The 14,783-nt window shown below is 55.4% G+C and carries 13 protein-coding genes; 8 read left to right on the top strand and 5 right to left on the bottom strand.

Translation table 11 applies throughout. From position 1 onward, the window contains the following. Positions 1-111: 111 nt before the first annotated feature. Genes ACR0D7_RS19195 through ACR0D7_RS19185 form a run of 3 tightly spaced genes read right to left on the bottom strand, consistent with a single transcriptional unit; the run spans position 112 to position 3,360 of the window. Complete coding sequence (locus ACR0D7_RS19195) at positions 112-861, bottom strand: N-formylglutamate amidohydrolase (RefSeq protein WP_480680451.1); 750 nt, start codon at positions 859-861, stop codon at positions 112-114. Next, positions 858-2,558 carry a Na/Pi cotransporter family protein gene (locus tag ACR0D7_RS19190; RefSeq protein ID WP_480680450.1) on the bottom strand — a complete coding sequence of 567 codons (1,701 nt, stop codon included), beginning with the start codon at positions 2,556-2,558 and terminating at the stop codon, positions 858-860. The genes ACR0D7_RS19195 and ACR0D7_RS19190 overlap by 4 nt, the downstream gene beginning before the upstream one ends. Before the next feature lie 4 nt (positions 2,559-2,562). After that, a complete protein-coding gene (locus tag ACR0D7_RS19185; protein ID WP_480680449.1) occupies positions 2,563-3,360 on the bottom strand; it encodes an inositol monophosphatase family protein in 798 nt (265 codons plus the stop codon). Positions 3,361-3,872: 512 nt separating this feature from the next. Here ACR0D7_RS19185 and ACR0D7_RS19180 point away from each other — a divergent pair. Both ACR0D7_RS19180 and ACR0D7_RS19175 read left to right on the top strand, forming a co-directional pair. Then, on the top strand, positions 3,873-4,202 hold the full coding sequence (locus ACR0D7_RS19180) for a hypothetical protein (RefSeq protein WP_480680448.1): 330 nt from the start codon (positions 3,873-3,875) through the stop codon (positions 4,200-4,202). Continuing rightward, positions 4,195-5,421: an HlyD family secretion protein gene (locus tag ACR0D7_RS19175; protein WP_480680447.1), complete on the top strand. Its 1,227-nt coding sequence runs from the start codon at positions 4,195-4,197 to the stop codon at positions 5,419-5,421. Before ACR0D7_RS19180 ends, ACR0D7_RS19175 begins: the two co-directional genes overlap by 8 nt. 63 nt (positions 5,422-5,484) lie before the next feature. Here the strand turns inward: ACR0D7_RS19175 and ACR0D7_RS19170 are convergent, their stop codons facing one another. Both ACR0D7_RS19170 and ACR0D7_RS19165 read right to left on the bottom strand, forming a co-directional pair. Continuing rightward, the gene (locus tag ACR0D7_RS19170; protein WP_480680446.1) at positions 5,485-8,271 is read right to left on the bottom strand and encodes a bifunctional aconitate hydratase 2/2-methylisocitrate dehydratase; all 2,787 of its coding nucleotides are present in this window, start codon (positions 8,269-8,271) and stop codon (positions 5,485-5,487) included. Between the two features lie 455 nt (positions 8,272-8,726). Then, positions 8,727-9,629: a LysR family transcriptional regulator gene (locus tag ACR0D7_RS19165; protein WP_480680445.1), complete on the bottom strand. Its 903-nt coding sequence runs from the start codon at positions 9,627-9,629 to the stop codon at positions 8,727-8,729. Between the two features lie 125 nt (positions 9,630-9,754). On the opposite strand from ACR0D7_RS19165, the gene ACR0D7_RS19160 reads away from it, so the two are divergent. The 6 genes from ACR0D7_RS19160 to ACR0D7_RS19135 all read left to right on the top strand — a co-directional run bounded on the left by ACR0D7_RS19160 (position 9,755) and on the right by ACR0D7_RS19135 (position 14,734). Further along, positions 9,755-10,546: a transporter substrate-binding domain-containing protein gene (locus ACR0D7_RS19160; protein WP_480680444.1), complete on the top strand. Its 792-nt coding sequence runs from the start codon at positions 9,755-9,757 to the stop codon at positions 10,544-10,546. Positions 10,547-10,640: 94 nt separating this feature from the next. Further along, a complete protein-coding gene (locus ACR0D7_RS19155) occupies positions 10,641-11,354 on the top strand; it encodes an ABC transporter permease (protein ID WP_480680443.1) in 714 nt (237 codons plus the stop codon). Further along, positions 11,354-12,043, top strand: a complete 690-nt coding sequence (locus tag ACR0D7_RS19150; RefSeq protein WP_480680442.1) for an ABC transporter permease — start codon at positions 11,354-11,356, stop codon at positions 12,041-12,043. The genes ACR0D7_RS19155 and ACR0D7_RS19150 overlap by 1 nt, the downstream gene beginning before the upstream one ends. Next, the gene (gene speB / locus ACR0D7_RS19145) at positions 12,012-13,016 is read left to right on the top strand and encodes an agmatinase (RefSeq protein WP_480680441.1); all 1,005 of its coding nucleotides are present in this window, start codon (positions 12,012-12,014) and stop codon (positions 13,014-13,016) included. Before ACR0D7_RS19150 ends, speB begins: the two co-directional genes overlap by 32 nt. After that, positions 13,009-14,511, top strand: a complete 1,503-nt coding sequence (locus ACR0D7_RS19140; RefSeq protein WP_480680440.1) for a M81 family metallopeptidase — start codon at positions 13,009-13,011, stop codon at positions 14,509-14,511. Before speB ends, ACR0D7_RS19140 begins: the two co-directional genes overlap by 8 nt. Continuing rightward, entirely contained in the window at positions 14,495-14,734 is a 240-nt protein-coding gene (locus ACR0D7_RS19135) for an FAD-dependent oxidoreductase (protein ID WP_480680439.1), read from the top strand. Before ACR0D7_RS19140 ends, ACR0D7_RS19135 begins: the two co-directional genes overlap by 17 nt. The last annotated feature ends 49 nt before the right edge of the window (positions 14,735-14,783 follow it).

Here is a 14,783-nt window from a genome sequence, read left to right as displayed (position 1 = left end):
GAAAACGCTTCCCCATCAAACGACCCTGCATGTCAACAAAACACACCAATACAGTGTCAACATCACCCGCAGATACCTGCCCCTTCAAACCTTCAAAGTTGAGTGTCCGGCTCACGATTCATCCTCCCTAATCGCGATGTCGTTCAGCGCCGGTTGCAACAGCGCAAGTATTTCGTCCGCCATGACGGCGATCTGTTCATCCGTTCGCAACAAATCGTTACGCACTTCCAGCATCACATTCGGCAAACCCCGGCGGAGCGCGTGAAGGCGCAATGAGTGCGTAACTCCATCAGCCGGGCCGTAAGGCTCGTTCCGCTCGATCCGACGATGCGGCAACCGACCCACATGATCCAACATCGCGTCAACCAACCGGCTGTCTTCGTCGTGCAACAATCCAAGTTCGACAGTGCGGTTTTGCCCAAAATAAATCGGCGTAAAGGAATGGACCGTGACCACGACCGTCTCGGGGCCTCTCCCATCCAATACATTTGCAACTGCTGCGCAAAATGGCTCGTAAACCGCCGTCGTACGGTCGTCGCGCTGCGATTGTGTCAGCCCGGCATTCCCCGGAACGACGATCTGCTCCGATCTTTCAGGCATTGCACTCGGGGCTTCAGGAGGGCGATTACAATCATAGACCAGGCGCGACACGGTTGAGGCCACGATAGGGGCATCCAATGCCCGAGACAGCTCGATCGACAGGCTCCGCGCGCCAGGGTCCCAAGCTGCGTGACTAAGACTATCGGCCTCGGTCAGGCCCAAACCGTCGTATACTGCAGGTATCCGATGGCTCGCATGCTCGCACAGCAAAACCACCCTGCCCTGCCCCATACCATTCAATATCTCGACCGGTGCGATCATCCCTTGACCTCCGTATCCGCACCCTTTTCCATCCGAGGCATTTCTTCGATCAGGCGTGTTTCCAGCAATTGCCCATTCCGGTAGAGGATCGGATAGGCAACTGCAGCGATGTGACTGTTGAATTCACGGAACGCACGCAAAGTCTCCAGGTGAATGTCGCTGGTTTCAAAGCTTTCCGTGCTACCATGCTGCAACCGCCGCAGGTGGCGCTTACGACTGTCACGCTCTGCCTTCTTGATTTCCGTCTTTTCGGCACTCAGCAGCCGTGCACTTTCCAGATCGTCCGAGATAAGTACGTTCGAGGCCAGTTTCATATTGGCTAAAATGCCCTCATGCATTTCGACCAGTTCTGACCAACCTTCTTTCGAAAATGACGCACCTTTTTTCCGCATGCTCCCTGCCAGCACGGCCAAGCGCTTGGCGACAACATCACCCGCAGTTTCAAGGCGGATGGCATATTCCATCAGGTCGCGCGCCACCTTTGCGTTCTGCTTACCGAATTCCTCTGCCGGAATGGCGGCTACAAATTTTCGGATACCCGACAGGCATTCGTTCACGTCCTCATCGACGGCCCTGACGGCACGTATCTGTTCCTTGTCTCCACTGCGATAGAGCTCCAGCGAGGGGCGGAACATTGACTCGACCAGATCGCTCATCCGCAGCAATTCCCGCTTTAGACTTGAAAGCGCCTGACTGGAGTTTCCGAGCGCAGCCATGTCCAGCGCGCTGGCCGGACGGCCCAGCTGCACCGTTGAGTCTGCCGACTTTGGTTCCGGCAAAAGCCGTTCGAACGGAGCGCGCAACCGCCCGCAGAACGGCAGCGCCAAAATCAGCAGCGATGCATTGAAGGCCAAGTGCGCATTGACCAGCATCTGCCCACCTTGCAGATCCCCCAAAATGCCCGCGCGCAAAGCCGTATTGGCCGCGAACAGCGTGACTACGGCCCAACTGCCCCGCAAGGCCAGATTGGCGAAGGGAATACGCCTTGCCGGCAATTCCATCCCCCGTGTCAGCCAAACCGGTATGAAGGCCGAGCCGAAATTGGCTCCCAAAACCAGCGACAGCCCGGCGGCAAACGGGATTGCACCGATCTGAACCAACGTCACGCACATTAGGATCGCAGCAACCGAAGAGTGCATGACAAAAGCTAACGCGCCGCCCACCAGAAACGCCGTTATATAGTCGCGGGCAAGATAGTCTGCGACAGCAGGCAGAAATGCACTGTCGCGGATCGGATCCATCGCCTCGCGTAAAAAGCGCAGCGAGATTAGAATGAACGCAATCCCCATCAGGATACGGCCCAATTGCCGAGGCTTTTTGGACTCGGTCTTGACGAACAGATATCCGCCAACAGCCAGCAAAAGAGGCACCAGCCAATCCAGATTGAACGACAGGATCTGAATAATCAGCGCCGATCCCAAATCGCCGCCCAGCACCATGGCGAGGCCGGCGGGAAAGGCCAGCAACCCGCTTGCGGCGAACCCTGATGTCAGCAAAGCCACCGCCGCAGAACTTTGCAGCACGACTGCCATCGCAAGGCCGATCACCGATGCCTGTACATGACTGCGCTGCCCCGTCATCACCCGCTGGAACGAGGCCCCATAGCTCCGCTCGATCCCGGTGCGCACCATTCGCACTGCGTAGAGCAGCAACATTGTGGCGCCGGCCAGACTGATGAGGAAGCTTACAATCGCCATGATCCTATCCGTTCACCATTTCCAGCATTTCTGCGTGCAGTTCGGGTGTTGCCGCTGAAATCACCCGACCGTCTGACTGCAGATCGAGTGGTTTACCACACCAGTCCGTCATCACCCCGCCCGCAGCCTCAACCACGGCCAACACCGGCAGGAAATCATAGGGCTGCAGATCATAATCAATCACAGCATCCACATGCCCCGCAGCCAGCAGGGCATGCGGGTAGCAATCATAGGCAAAACGTCTTGTCTGCCCTGATTGCATCAGCTTGGCAAATAAGGCCGGATGATCGCGATAGATCTTGTCCCCTTCGTTTACGAAGAGAATGGATTGATCCAGCCGCGTTTGGTTCGAAGTCTCGATTTTATTGCCGTTCAGTGTCGCGCCCTGACCGGATACACCTATGAAAACTTCATTTATCGCAGGCATGCCGATCACTCCGATATCCGGCTTGCCATCCATCAGATGCCCCAGCAAAAAACCAAACAGCGGATGCCCCGACAGGAAAGACCGGGTGCCGTCGATCGGATCAATAATCCAGACTTCACGACGGTTTTGCCCCTCAAACCCATGCTCTTCTCCGAAGATGCCGTGATCGGGAAAATGCTTAGCCAGATAGGCCCGAACCTCTGCCTCGACACCCTTGTCGGCCTGCGTAACCGGGCTTTCATCCGCCTTGAATTCGACCCCCAGTCGGCCGCGAAAATACTCTCGTGCCGCCTTGTTGGCCAATTCGGCAATCTTCTTCGCATGTGATACCAGATAGGCCATATCGACGGATTGTGAGCTTCCTGAATTCAGCATTCGGTCCTGTCCTGTGTAAATTTAGATTGTGTGTTCGCGGCAAAAAACACTTAAAAAAAGAAGCCCGCGAGGGCATTGTCTGGGACGCGCAATTTTTGGTCGTCTTGCGCCACGCAAGCCTACAATCGGCTCCCAAAGATTTAGACTGCAGTCTTGCGACATCAGAAACCTACTTCTCAGCATCACTCCTTACAATAATCCCACAAATTGTCTCCATTTCAACATCAAAATTCTGTTTTTATTTGTTTACATGATAGTTTTGTGGGTTTTTGGGGGTAATATCGTTCTGTCCCAATAAAAATCAGGGCAGCCTCCCAGCAACGTCAGACATACCCCAATGCCAAACACGGGCACGGAAAACAGTACAGAAAGTGTGAACGACCGGCGGGACTTTATTTTCCAATAATTGATCAGATGCGCGCGGAACGTCTTTTATGAAATTGGCAAAAGTATTGATTTTGCTGAATATGTTTGCATATCATTCCCGATATCCTTGGGTGATGGGGGCGCGGATGAGCATCTCAATTTCTGATGAGGAACTGGCCCGGTTACCTTTCTGGGTCACGCCGCCGGGTGGGACCGATGGCTTCCTGATTATTGTCGGCGTATTTCTTGTACTTGTACTGCTGGGGTTCGGGGCGCTTTACTTCACCATCCAAGCCATTCCCGATCGGATGGCAGCCGGAGCGCACAAAGTACAAATGCAGCTGGTTGGTGTATTGGGTCTGATTTCCCTGTTCACCCTGAACAATGCATTCTGGATTGCCGCCATTCTGATCGCAGCCGTTCCGCTACACGAAATCTTCCCCTTGCACATAAAGACGGATCAGGACGATGCTTGAGCTTTTATTCTCAGCCCTGATTACGATCGTGCCGGATTACCTCTATCGTCGCTACAAACAGGGCAAACGTTGGGGGCATGAGATTACCCTGTTCAATGTCTGGTACGAATTACGCTGGGGTTTGACAGCCTGTGCGATCCTGGCTGTGACCCTAATCACCGTCATCTTTTATTTTCATCCCTCTACGCGCAACGTCTCAGCCGCCTTTCGCACTGTTACCATTCTGTCAGACCGTGGTGGGCGCGTGGCCGAGGTCTATGTGACCAATAATGAAACCGTGGCTGCCGGACAGGCGATATTCCGGCTGGATACCACCCGGCAAGAGGCAGCCGCCGAAACCGCCCGCCGCCGGATTGATGAAATCGACGCCGCCCTGGGTGTTATAACCACTGATATCGCGTCTGCGCAGGCACAGGTCGTTGCGGCCGAGGCCGATTTTCTTCAGGCCACCGACGATCTGGAGCGCCGCCAATCACTGGCTGAACGCAATGACGCAACTGTCAGCGAGCAAGAGCTGTTGCGTTTGCAAACGGCCGTTTCCCGCGCCGATGGGCAACGTACCGCAGCAATTGCAGTTTTGGACGGGATAAAACTTCGCCAAGCCACCTTGCTTCCCGCGCAACAGGAAACCGCTCGCGCTGCTCTGCGCGAGGCGGAAGCGGAAATTGCAAAATCTACTGTCTTTGCCGAAGTCGATGGCACGGTGACGCAATTTCTGCTCAAGCCCGGTGACATCGTAAATCCCATACTGCGTCCTGCGGGCATTCTGGTGCCCGAGGTCTCAGGTCAGGGGCGTTTCGTGGCCGCGTTCGGACAGATTTCCGCGAGTGTTGTGAAACCCGGCATGCTGGTCGAGATCACCTGCCCCGCCAAACCTCTGACCATTATCCCCATGGTCGTGGACGAAGTGCAGGGTGCCATCGCAGCCGGGCAGTTCCGGCCCGGTGACGTATTGGTCGATCAACAAGACCGCGCGCGCCCTGGCACAATGACTGCCTTTCTTGCGCCGATATTTCCAGAACATCTGGAGCAAATTCCACCCGGCAGCTCATGTGTTGGGGTGGCCTATACCAGCCGCACAAAACAGATAGAAGCTGGCGAAATTACCGGGTTTTCCGCCTTTATTGCTCGCATTGTGGACGGCATGGGTATCGCAAACGCCATTGTCTTGCGCGCACAGGCTATCTTGCTACCGGTTAAAGCATTGGTATTTACCTGATAGACGGTTTAGCGCCGCGTCGAAAAAAACAGGCCGGTTCTATTTGAACCGGCCTGAAAATTCTTAGAAGTGCGCCGACCTGGTGTTTTCCGGCACAACCGGCGGGGCGAACTTGGTCAGGTCGATGCCTTCAACCGCCGCCTTGTACTCTTCGATCTTCGGCGTCCGGCCCAGGATCGCCGACAGCACGACAACCGGGGTCGAGGCCAGCAGGCTTTCGCCCTTCTTGTCCGGCGCATCTGCAACGACGCGGCCCTGGAACAGGCGGGTAGATGTGGCCAGAACGGTATCACCCTTGGCGGCTTTCTCCTGGTTACCCATGCAGAGGTTACAGCCGGGGCGCTCGAGGTAGAGGATGTTCTCATACTCGGTGCGCGCCTGAGTTTTCGGGAACAGGTCGTCAAACTCGAAGCCTGAATATTTCTCAAGCACTTCCCAGTCGCCCTCTTCCTTCAACTCGTCGATGATGTTGTAGGTCGGCGCCGCAACCACCAGCGGGGCCTTGAATTCGACCTTGCCGGTTTCCTTTTCCAGGTTCTTCAGCATCTGTGCGACGATCTTGATGTCGCCCTTGTGCACCATGCACGAGCCGACAAAGCCCAGATCCACGTGCTTTTCGGCATTGTAGTACGAGATCGGCCGGATCGTATCGTGGGTGTAGCGCTTGGAGACGTCGGCATTGTTGACATCCGGGTCCGCGATCATCGGCTCGACGATCTGATCCAAGTCGACAACGACCTCAGCGAAGTATTTCGCATTGTCATCGGGACGCAGCGCGGGTTTTTCACCCGACTTGATCTCGGCAATGCGCTTATCCGCGATGTTGATCAGTTTCTGCAGCATGCCGTTTTCATGCTCCATGCCCTTGTCGATCATGATCTGAATGCGCGATTTGGCCAGTTCCAGCGAACCGATCAGGGTCTCGTCATTCGAGATACAGACCGAGGCCTTGGCCTTCATCTCGGCGGTCCAGTCGGTGAAGGTAAAGGCCTGGTCCGCCAGCAGCGTGCCGATATGCACTTCGATCACGCGGCCCTGGAACACGTTATCGCCATGCTGTTCCAGCATCTGCGCCTGCGTCGCGTGTACCACGTCGCGGAAATCCATGTGATCGGCCATCTTGCCCTTGAAGGTCACCTTGACCGATTCCGGAATCGGCATTGAGGCTTCGCCTGTGGCCAGCGCCAGCGCCACGGTGCCCGAGTCGGCCCCAAATGCCACGCCTTTGGACATGCGTGTGTGGCTGTCGCCGCCGATGATGACCGACCAGTCATCCACGGTGATGTCGTTCAGCACCTTGTGGATCACGTCGGTCATCGAGTGGTAAACACCTCTCGGGTCACGACCGGTGACGAGACCGAAGTCATTCATGAATTTCATCAGGCGCGGTGTGTTGGCCTGCGCTTTGGCATCCCAGACAGATGCGGTGTGACAGCCGGACTGATAGGCGCCATCAACGCTGGGCGACACAACTGTCGCGGCCATCGCCTCAAGTTCCTGCATGGTCATCAGGCCGGTGGTGTCCTGTGATCCAACAATGTTGACCTTCACACGTACGTCAGATCCAGCGTGCAGGGTCTTGCCCGGAGTTGTGCCCACGGCGTTCTTGTTGAAAATCTTCTCGACGGCCGTCAGGCCCTGATCTTCATGGCTGATTTCTTTCGACGGGGCAAAGACCAGAGGCGCCTCGACACCCAGCGTTTCCGCCGCGATTGTCTGCAGTTTCTTGCCGAAGACGATGGCGTAAGAGCCACCAGCCTTCATGAATTCCACTTTTTGCGGGGTGAAAGACGAGGACACATCGACCAGTTCGTCGCCATCTTCGCTCAGCAGCTTGTGCTTTTTGGTGTTAATCTTCAGAACCGTACCGGTTGCAACCGAATACTTCTCTTCAAGGATCGGATTGCCGTCATTGTTCAGGATGGCATTGCCGTCTTCATCCACCTTCTTGACCCAGTTTTTCAGGTCCAGACCAATACCGCCGGTCACGCCCACGGTGGTCAGGAAGATTGGCGAGATGCCATTGGTGCCTGCAACGATCGGCGCGAAATTGACGAATGGCACATAGGGGCTGGCCTGCTTACCGGTCCACAGCGCCACGTTGTTCACGCCCGACATCCGGGACGAACCTACACCCATGGTGCCTTTTTCCGCGATCAGCATCACGCGCTTGCCGGGGTGCTGCAGCTTCAGCGCTTCGACCTCTTGCTGTGCCTTATCCGAGATAAAACACTTGCCGTGCAGTTCACGATCCGCACGCGAGTGCGCCTGGTTGCCGGGCGACAGCAGGTCGGTCGAGATATCACCTTCGGCCGCGACATAAGTCACGATTTCGATCTCTTCGTCGATCTCGGGCAGTTTGGTAAAGAACTCTGCATTGGCATAGCTTTGCAGGATGTCTTTCGCGATCGCGTTTCCAGCTTCAAAAGCTGCTTTCAGCCGGTCAGTGTCCGCGTCGTACAGGAAGACCTGTGATTTCAGAACTTCGGCGGCCTGTCCGGCAATCGCCGCATCGTCACCCAGCGCAAGATCCAGCAGAACCTCAACCGATGGGCCGCCTTTCATGTGCGACAGCAGCTCGAATGCGAACGGGACCGAAATCTCTTCGACGGCAGCCTCGCCCAGAATGATCTCTTTCAGGAACTTTGCCTTTTCACCCGCCGCGCTGGTTGTGCCGGGCAGCGTGTTGTAGATGAAAAAGTTCAGCGACTCGGCGCGGTGCTCGTTACCGGCATCCTTGATCTGATCGACAAGCTCTTTGACAAGAGCGCCATCGTCGATGGGCTTGGGGTGCAGCCCCTGTTCTTTGCGGGTTTCGATTTCGGCAAGGTAGTCTGTATAAAGGCTCATGGCTGTTCCGGCTATCTGCTTTCGGTGACGTTTTGCGCCGGGTTTGCGGCGATCTTACCAGCCCCGGCATTCATTTGTATGCGGCGGTATACTAATTTCAAGTAAGTTTCAATAGACCATCTGCGCGCATATGCCGACGTCTGTCCATTTTGACGGTTGAAGGCAGGTGCAAAACATGGATTTCAGCACCACCGCAGCGATGGGGGTCCTGTTGCAAGTTCCTTAGAGAGCTGGCTAGTCGATTATGCTGCCAAGTTGGCGACCTGTTGAAATGGCGCGAACGGACGCAGTTGAATCGAAGGACTTGAAACCCAACATCTGATTAACACCACGTTGGATGCACCGATAATCGTGCTCGAATTGGTAAGCGGGGACAAAGTTTGCAATAGAACCCCGCTTCAAGACGTTAAAGGGGTTGTAAAAGTTGCCACTCCAAGCTTGCGATTACAATATCCTCAGAGACGCAGGTTCTCGATGAAGAGCTGTTCGGCCTTTGACAACTGAATTGTTGGGTTTGTGATCAAGAAAATCGTTGCCTTCGGAATATTTTCATTTAGCGGCAGCTGCCAAAGATCTCCTGAGGCGACAAACGGCTCGGCCAAATGCACCGGCAGAAAGCCAATTCCCAAACCAGCTATTATCATTCGACGAACTTCGTTCACGAAACTTGATCGCCCCCGCACCCTTTCGCCGATCGAGTTCCTGGCACGAAATGCTGTCACATCCCCCATGTGCTTTCCGCCAAAAACATCAGCTGTAAAACCGATAAACGGGTCACTGCGCAGTTCGGATTCGGACAATTCCAGCCTTCCTGAGAGACGATGGTTCCGCCCGCAATACAATCCGCGACTTTCTTCCAGTAGCACTCGGGACTTGAGGTCGCCTGGAACAACTCCGTCAGAAATCCCAATAGTACATGCCCCTAGGGTAACCGCGCTAATAATCTCGTCCGTTGTTGCGATGGTAATCTCAAGATCAACTGCCGGATAGGTGTCGAAAAAGGAAGAAATCGCGTCATCGATTTTGTTGCTCGCAACTTGGTCGATTGTGTGGATCGCAATCTTGCCCGACACAGCGTTTGGTGCTTGGCCAAGCTTAACTGGAAGTCGTGAAATCGAGGTGTAGATCGACTTCACCTGTTCGAGCAATCTGGCGCCAGCGGGCGTCGGTATTACACCGGATTTCCGCCTTTCGATTAGCTGTACACCTGTGGTCTCTTCCAGCCGTTTGATTGCCTGGCTGATAGCCGGTTGCGTCTTGTGCAATACCTCTGCGGCCCGAGTCATGCTCTTCTCTTCGGCAACAATCATAAAGCTGTAGAGCAAGTTCCAGTCCAGATCGCGGGCGAATTCTCCCATTTTCAGCTCCATCATTATTTTGATTTATCTCATGTAGTAGAAATAAGAATTTTTTCTTCATATGTCGAATCGGTATTGTGCCGCCCACACATCCTGATCTGTCAGCCCGATGAAGGGGGGAAACTATGAAGAAACTAACTGGATTGGCCATTGTCATGGCTGCGTCGATTGCTTCGACCGCAATGGCTGAAGATAAAGTGGTTCGCATGGGAACCGAAGGCTATTACCCACCGTTCAACTATTTTGACGCGTCGGGCAATGTGGTCGGGTTCGACATCGATATCGGCAATGCACTTTGCGAAGAAATGCAGGTCAAGTGCGAATGGGTCACCACTGACTGGGCCGGCATCATTCCGGCACTGAACTCGAACAAATTCGACACCATCATCGCATCAATGTCGATTACAGCTGAACGTGCCGAAGTCGTGAGCTTCTCGGACCCATATTACTTCAACGGTTCGCAGTTCGTTGTCGCGGGAGACGGCGGTCTTGGGTCTGCGATGCCCGGCGACCTCGCGGGCAAGGTGATTGGCACCCAAGAATCAACGCTCGAGGTAAAAACCCTCCAAGCCTATTTTAAGGACTCCGAGATTCGCCTCTATCCGAAGCTCGACGATGCGCTGCTCGACCTAGACAACGGCCGCCTTGACGCAGTCTACGCAGGTCAAGTCGTTCTGGGCGAATGGCTGGCCAAGGAAGACGGCGACTGCTGCCAGTTCGTTGGCGAAGCAACACGCAGCGACGGCAACCTGGGCACCGGCATTGCAGTTCGTCAGGAAGACACCGAGCTTTTGTCGGCTCTGAACGATGCAATAGAGGCGATCATGGCAAACGGAACCTATGCCGAAATCCGCGACCGCTACTTCGACTTCGACATCATGGAGAAGCCGAAAACGACCAGCGAGATGTACAACTAATCTCGAACGCGCAAAGTAGGGCCCGTCATCCCGGGCCCGCCATTCACGTTATCGCCTGGCATGTTTAGAAAATGCGGGCCTGAGGGTGATCTCCATGGAACTCCTGCAATTATTGTCATTCGGCGATACCGGATGGGGAGACGAGTTGTTGAAGGGCCTCGGTGTAACGCTGGCGCTGTCGCTGGTCACAGCCCCGTTTGCCGTCATCTTCTCGTTTCTCATCGCGTGGGGCAAGGCGTCCAAGTACCGGGCGCTCCGGACATTCTCCAACTGTTATACGACCGTTTTCCGCAGCCTTCCCGAGCTCTTGACGCTGATCATCATCTATTACCAGTTGCAGGCGCTGATCAATGTTCTGGCCCGTCTCGTCTTCCCCGACGCGAACATCTCGCTTAACGCCTTCGCCGCTGGAGTGGTCGCCCTGACTCTGGTGTTTTCAGCGTTGGGCAGCGAGGTCGTCCGCTCAGCTTATCAAGCGGTAGGCGTGGGGCAGAGCGAAGCGGCGGCGGCTCTTGGGCTCCGACGCCCGCAGATCTTTTTCAAGGTGGTTCTGCCGCAGATGTGGCGCCATTGTCTTCCGGCATTTGGAAATCTTTGGCTGATCTTGCTCAAGGATACCTCTCTTATCTCGATCATCGCCGTCAGCGATTTGGTTCGCTATGCCAACATGGCAATCGCCACCACGAAGGAACCGTTCTTCTTCTACTCGGTTCTTGCGGTCATCTACGTTTCGTTGGCCTTCCTTTCCGGCCAGATCCAGGCCGTGCTGGAACGTCGTGCCAGCGCCACATATCGCGGAGGACTGTGATGCTCGCTCATCTGACCAAAAATCTGGATCTCTGGGTTCAAGGCCTGACCAACACTGTCACCCTGACGCTGCTCGGCGTATTCTTCGGGTTCTTTCTTGCCATCCCGATCGCGGCGGCGCGGCTGAGCACCAATCACGTGTTGTCGAAATTGGCCTATGGCTATGTCTATGTGGTGCGCGGCACGCCGCTCTTGGTGCAGATCTTCATCATCTATTACGGCCTTGGTCAGTTCAGCAAAGAACTGAAATCCATCGGCCTCTGGTGGTTCTTCCGCGACGCGTTCAATTGCGGCCTCACCGCATTCGTCCTGAACTCCGCAGCCTACCAGTCCGAGATTCTACGCGGCGGTATCCTCGCGGTTCCGACAGGTGTGATTGAGGCCGGCAAGGCACTAGGTCTGAGCCGCCTCAATGTCTTTAGAAAAATCATCATGCCCATCACCCTGGGCCGGATGCTGCCAGCCTTCGGCAACGAGTTGGTACTGCTGCTCAAGGCATCGGCGCTTGTATCGGTGATCACCGTTCGCGATGTGATGGGGCAGGCCCGTTTCCTTTACGCACAGACCTTCGATCTGTCTGTCTTTTACGTCGCCGCGTTGAACTATCTGCTGGTCATTCTCCTGGTCGAAGCACTCTGGCGCAAGCTGGAAGGCCGGAATGGCTGGCTCCGTTATGCAGGGGGAAACTGAGTTGAAAATCCAAACAGACGAGCTTGTTTTTGGACGCGAAGGCGTGTTCAGGACAGGCAAAGGCCCCGACGGCACCTTTGTCGAAATGCCGTACTCTGGTATCCGCACGTTCTTACGTCGGCGGCCAACATTGGACATGACCGATGTCGATATCGCTGTATACGGCGTGCCATTCGACCTGACCACTTCGGGGCGTCCAGGGGCTCGAATGGGACCGGCAGCGATGCGCGAAGCCTCCGCGCAACTGGCTTGGGGCGAAGTCTGGCCCTGGGGGTTCGACCCGTTCGACCACCTGTCGGTAGTAGATGCCGGTGATGTTCCGTTCCGACGCGGCCAAGTTGGGCATGCGCTTGAAGCTGCAACCGAGTTTGCCCGCCGCATCGTAACACAGGGGGCGGGAACCGTAATGATGGGTGGCGATCACTGCACGACATATACAACGCTGAAAGCACATGCCGAGCGTCACGGCCCCCTCGCCCTGATCCAGTTCGACGCTCATCGTGACACTCAGGCCAGTGAATTTCTGGACCACGGAACATTCGTGAATCACGCAATGAGCGAGGGGCTGATCGACCCTGCACGCTCGATCCAGATCGGCATCCGGACTTATTACGACAATGACGACCCGATCAAGGTTCTCTACCGCGATTGGATTGTCGAACACGGCTGGAACACCGTTCTGGACGAAATCAGAGAAATCGTCGGAAAGAGGCCGGTTTATCTGAGCATCGACATCGACGGCATCGACCCGGCCTTTGCTCCGGGAACCGGAACGCCCGTTGTGGACGGTCTGACGCCCAACGACCTCATCCGGTTCCTGCGTCAGTCAGCCGAGATTGACATCATCGGCATGGATCTGGTCGAGGTTGCCCCGGCCTATGACCCGGCAGGTATTACCGCCTTGTTGGGGGCGTCTCTGATCATGGAACACATTTGCGCACGCGCCGCACGAAAGGTGGCGTCAAATGGCTAAGCGGGTCGGCGTCATCGAAATCCGGCAGGAAACCAATACGTTCACAAAGAGCCGTACGGAGTTGAGCGACTTTCTGGCCAGTTGGTATTTCGCTGGTCAGGATGTGTTGGAAAATCTGCGCGACACAAATTCACCGATTGGCGGGTGCATCGACGTAGCGTCCCAACTGGGATGGGAGTTGCTTCCCATCATCGCCACCCACGCAGAACCGGGCGGTACTGTCACGGCACACGCCATCGACCGGATCGGTGAAGATGTTCAATCCCGTCTGCGCGAGAGCGCTCCATTTGACGCTCTGTTTCTGTCTCTGCATGGCGCGATGGTGACAGAAACCGCGCAAGACGGCGAAAGCCAGATACTGAAATTTGTCCGCGAGGTCGTCGGCGATATTCCAATCGCCATCACACTCGACTTGCATGCCAATATCTCTGACGAAATGGTCGGCCTCGTCGACATCGCGGTCAGTTATCGAACTTATCCACATGTGGATATGAGACAGGTCAGTGAAGAAGCCTGCACTCTATTAGGGCAAGTTCTGAACGATGAGATTTCACCGAAAATCGCATTGGCCCGGCCACCGATGCTGGTTGGTTGCGATGACGGTCGCACCACGAATAACGGACCGATGTGCCGTATTCTGGAACATGCCGGACGAGAAATGCAGGTACCCGCGATCCTGAACGTTGCAGTGAATGCAGGCTTCACGGATTCGGATGTATATGCGGCGGGCCCCTCGGTTCTGGTAACCTATGATGAATGGCGCACCACTGAGGCCGAGGCGTTGGCCGTCGCTAATCGGGTTTGCGACACAATCTGGAACTTCCGTGATGAATGGGACAGGCCGATGGATCTATCCGACTGCATCGAACGACTTCGTAGCAGGGTGCCAGGCACAAAACCTGTTGTCGTGGCAGATTTTTCCGATAACCCCGGAGGCGGCGGTTACGGTGATTGTGCTTCACTGCTTTCAGCCCTGATCGACGCCGGATTGACTGATGCCGCTCTTGGAGCTCTCTACGATCCCAAAGCAGTTGCAGAACTGACCAAAGCCGGGGTCGGTGCTGAGGTCACTGTAATTGTCGGCGGTAAAACCGACCCAAAAGTTGGCGGCGGCCCGGTCGAACTGGCCGGCACGGTAAAGGCCATCTCGGATGGTCGTTTCATCTTTGAAGGCCCAATGAACAAAGGCGTTCCCAGCTCCATGGGCCCAAGCGTCTGCTTTCACACTAAGGGCATCGACGTGTTGATGACCAGCGAGCGCATCCAGCTGAATGACCAGAACCTGTTTAGGGCGGTCGGGATCGAACCAATCGAGAAATCCATCGTTGCAGTCAAATCAATGCAGCATTTTCGCGGAGCCTTCGCGCCAATCGCCGACGAGATCTTTGTTACCGATGCAGGCGGGCTCTGCACCCCAAATGTTACCCTGCGCAACTATGAAAACTTACGCCGCCCTGTTTTCCCATTCGACGAGATCGATGCCGAACATCTTTGATATCGCAATTATCGGTGGTGGAATCGCAGGGGCCTCGGTCGCCTATTTCCTCGGAGGGCAACGCTCGGTCGTACTTCTGGAACAGGAGACGTCACTCGGGTACCACGCCACCGGGCGGTCCGCTGCTGAATTCACCCGACGGTTCCATTCCGAGATAACCGGTCGCCTGGGTTCCGTTGCAAACTTTTGGCCATTGACGCTTTCGGAATTAGCGCGTGAATGACTGCCGGTCATATCAAGTCGAAAGCCAGTTCATGATTTCCTTTAAAGGC

This window comes from Ruegeria sp. BB7, assembly GCF_056539365.1.
The sequence above is the reverse complement of the archived record's forward strand: the minus strand, read 5'-3'. Positions and strand labels throughout refer to the sequence as shown.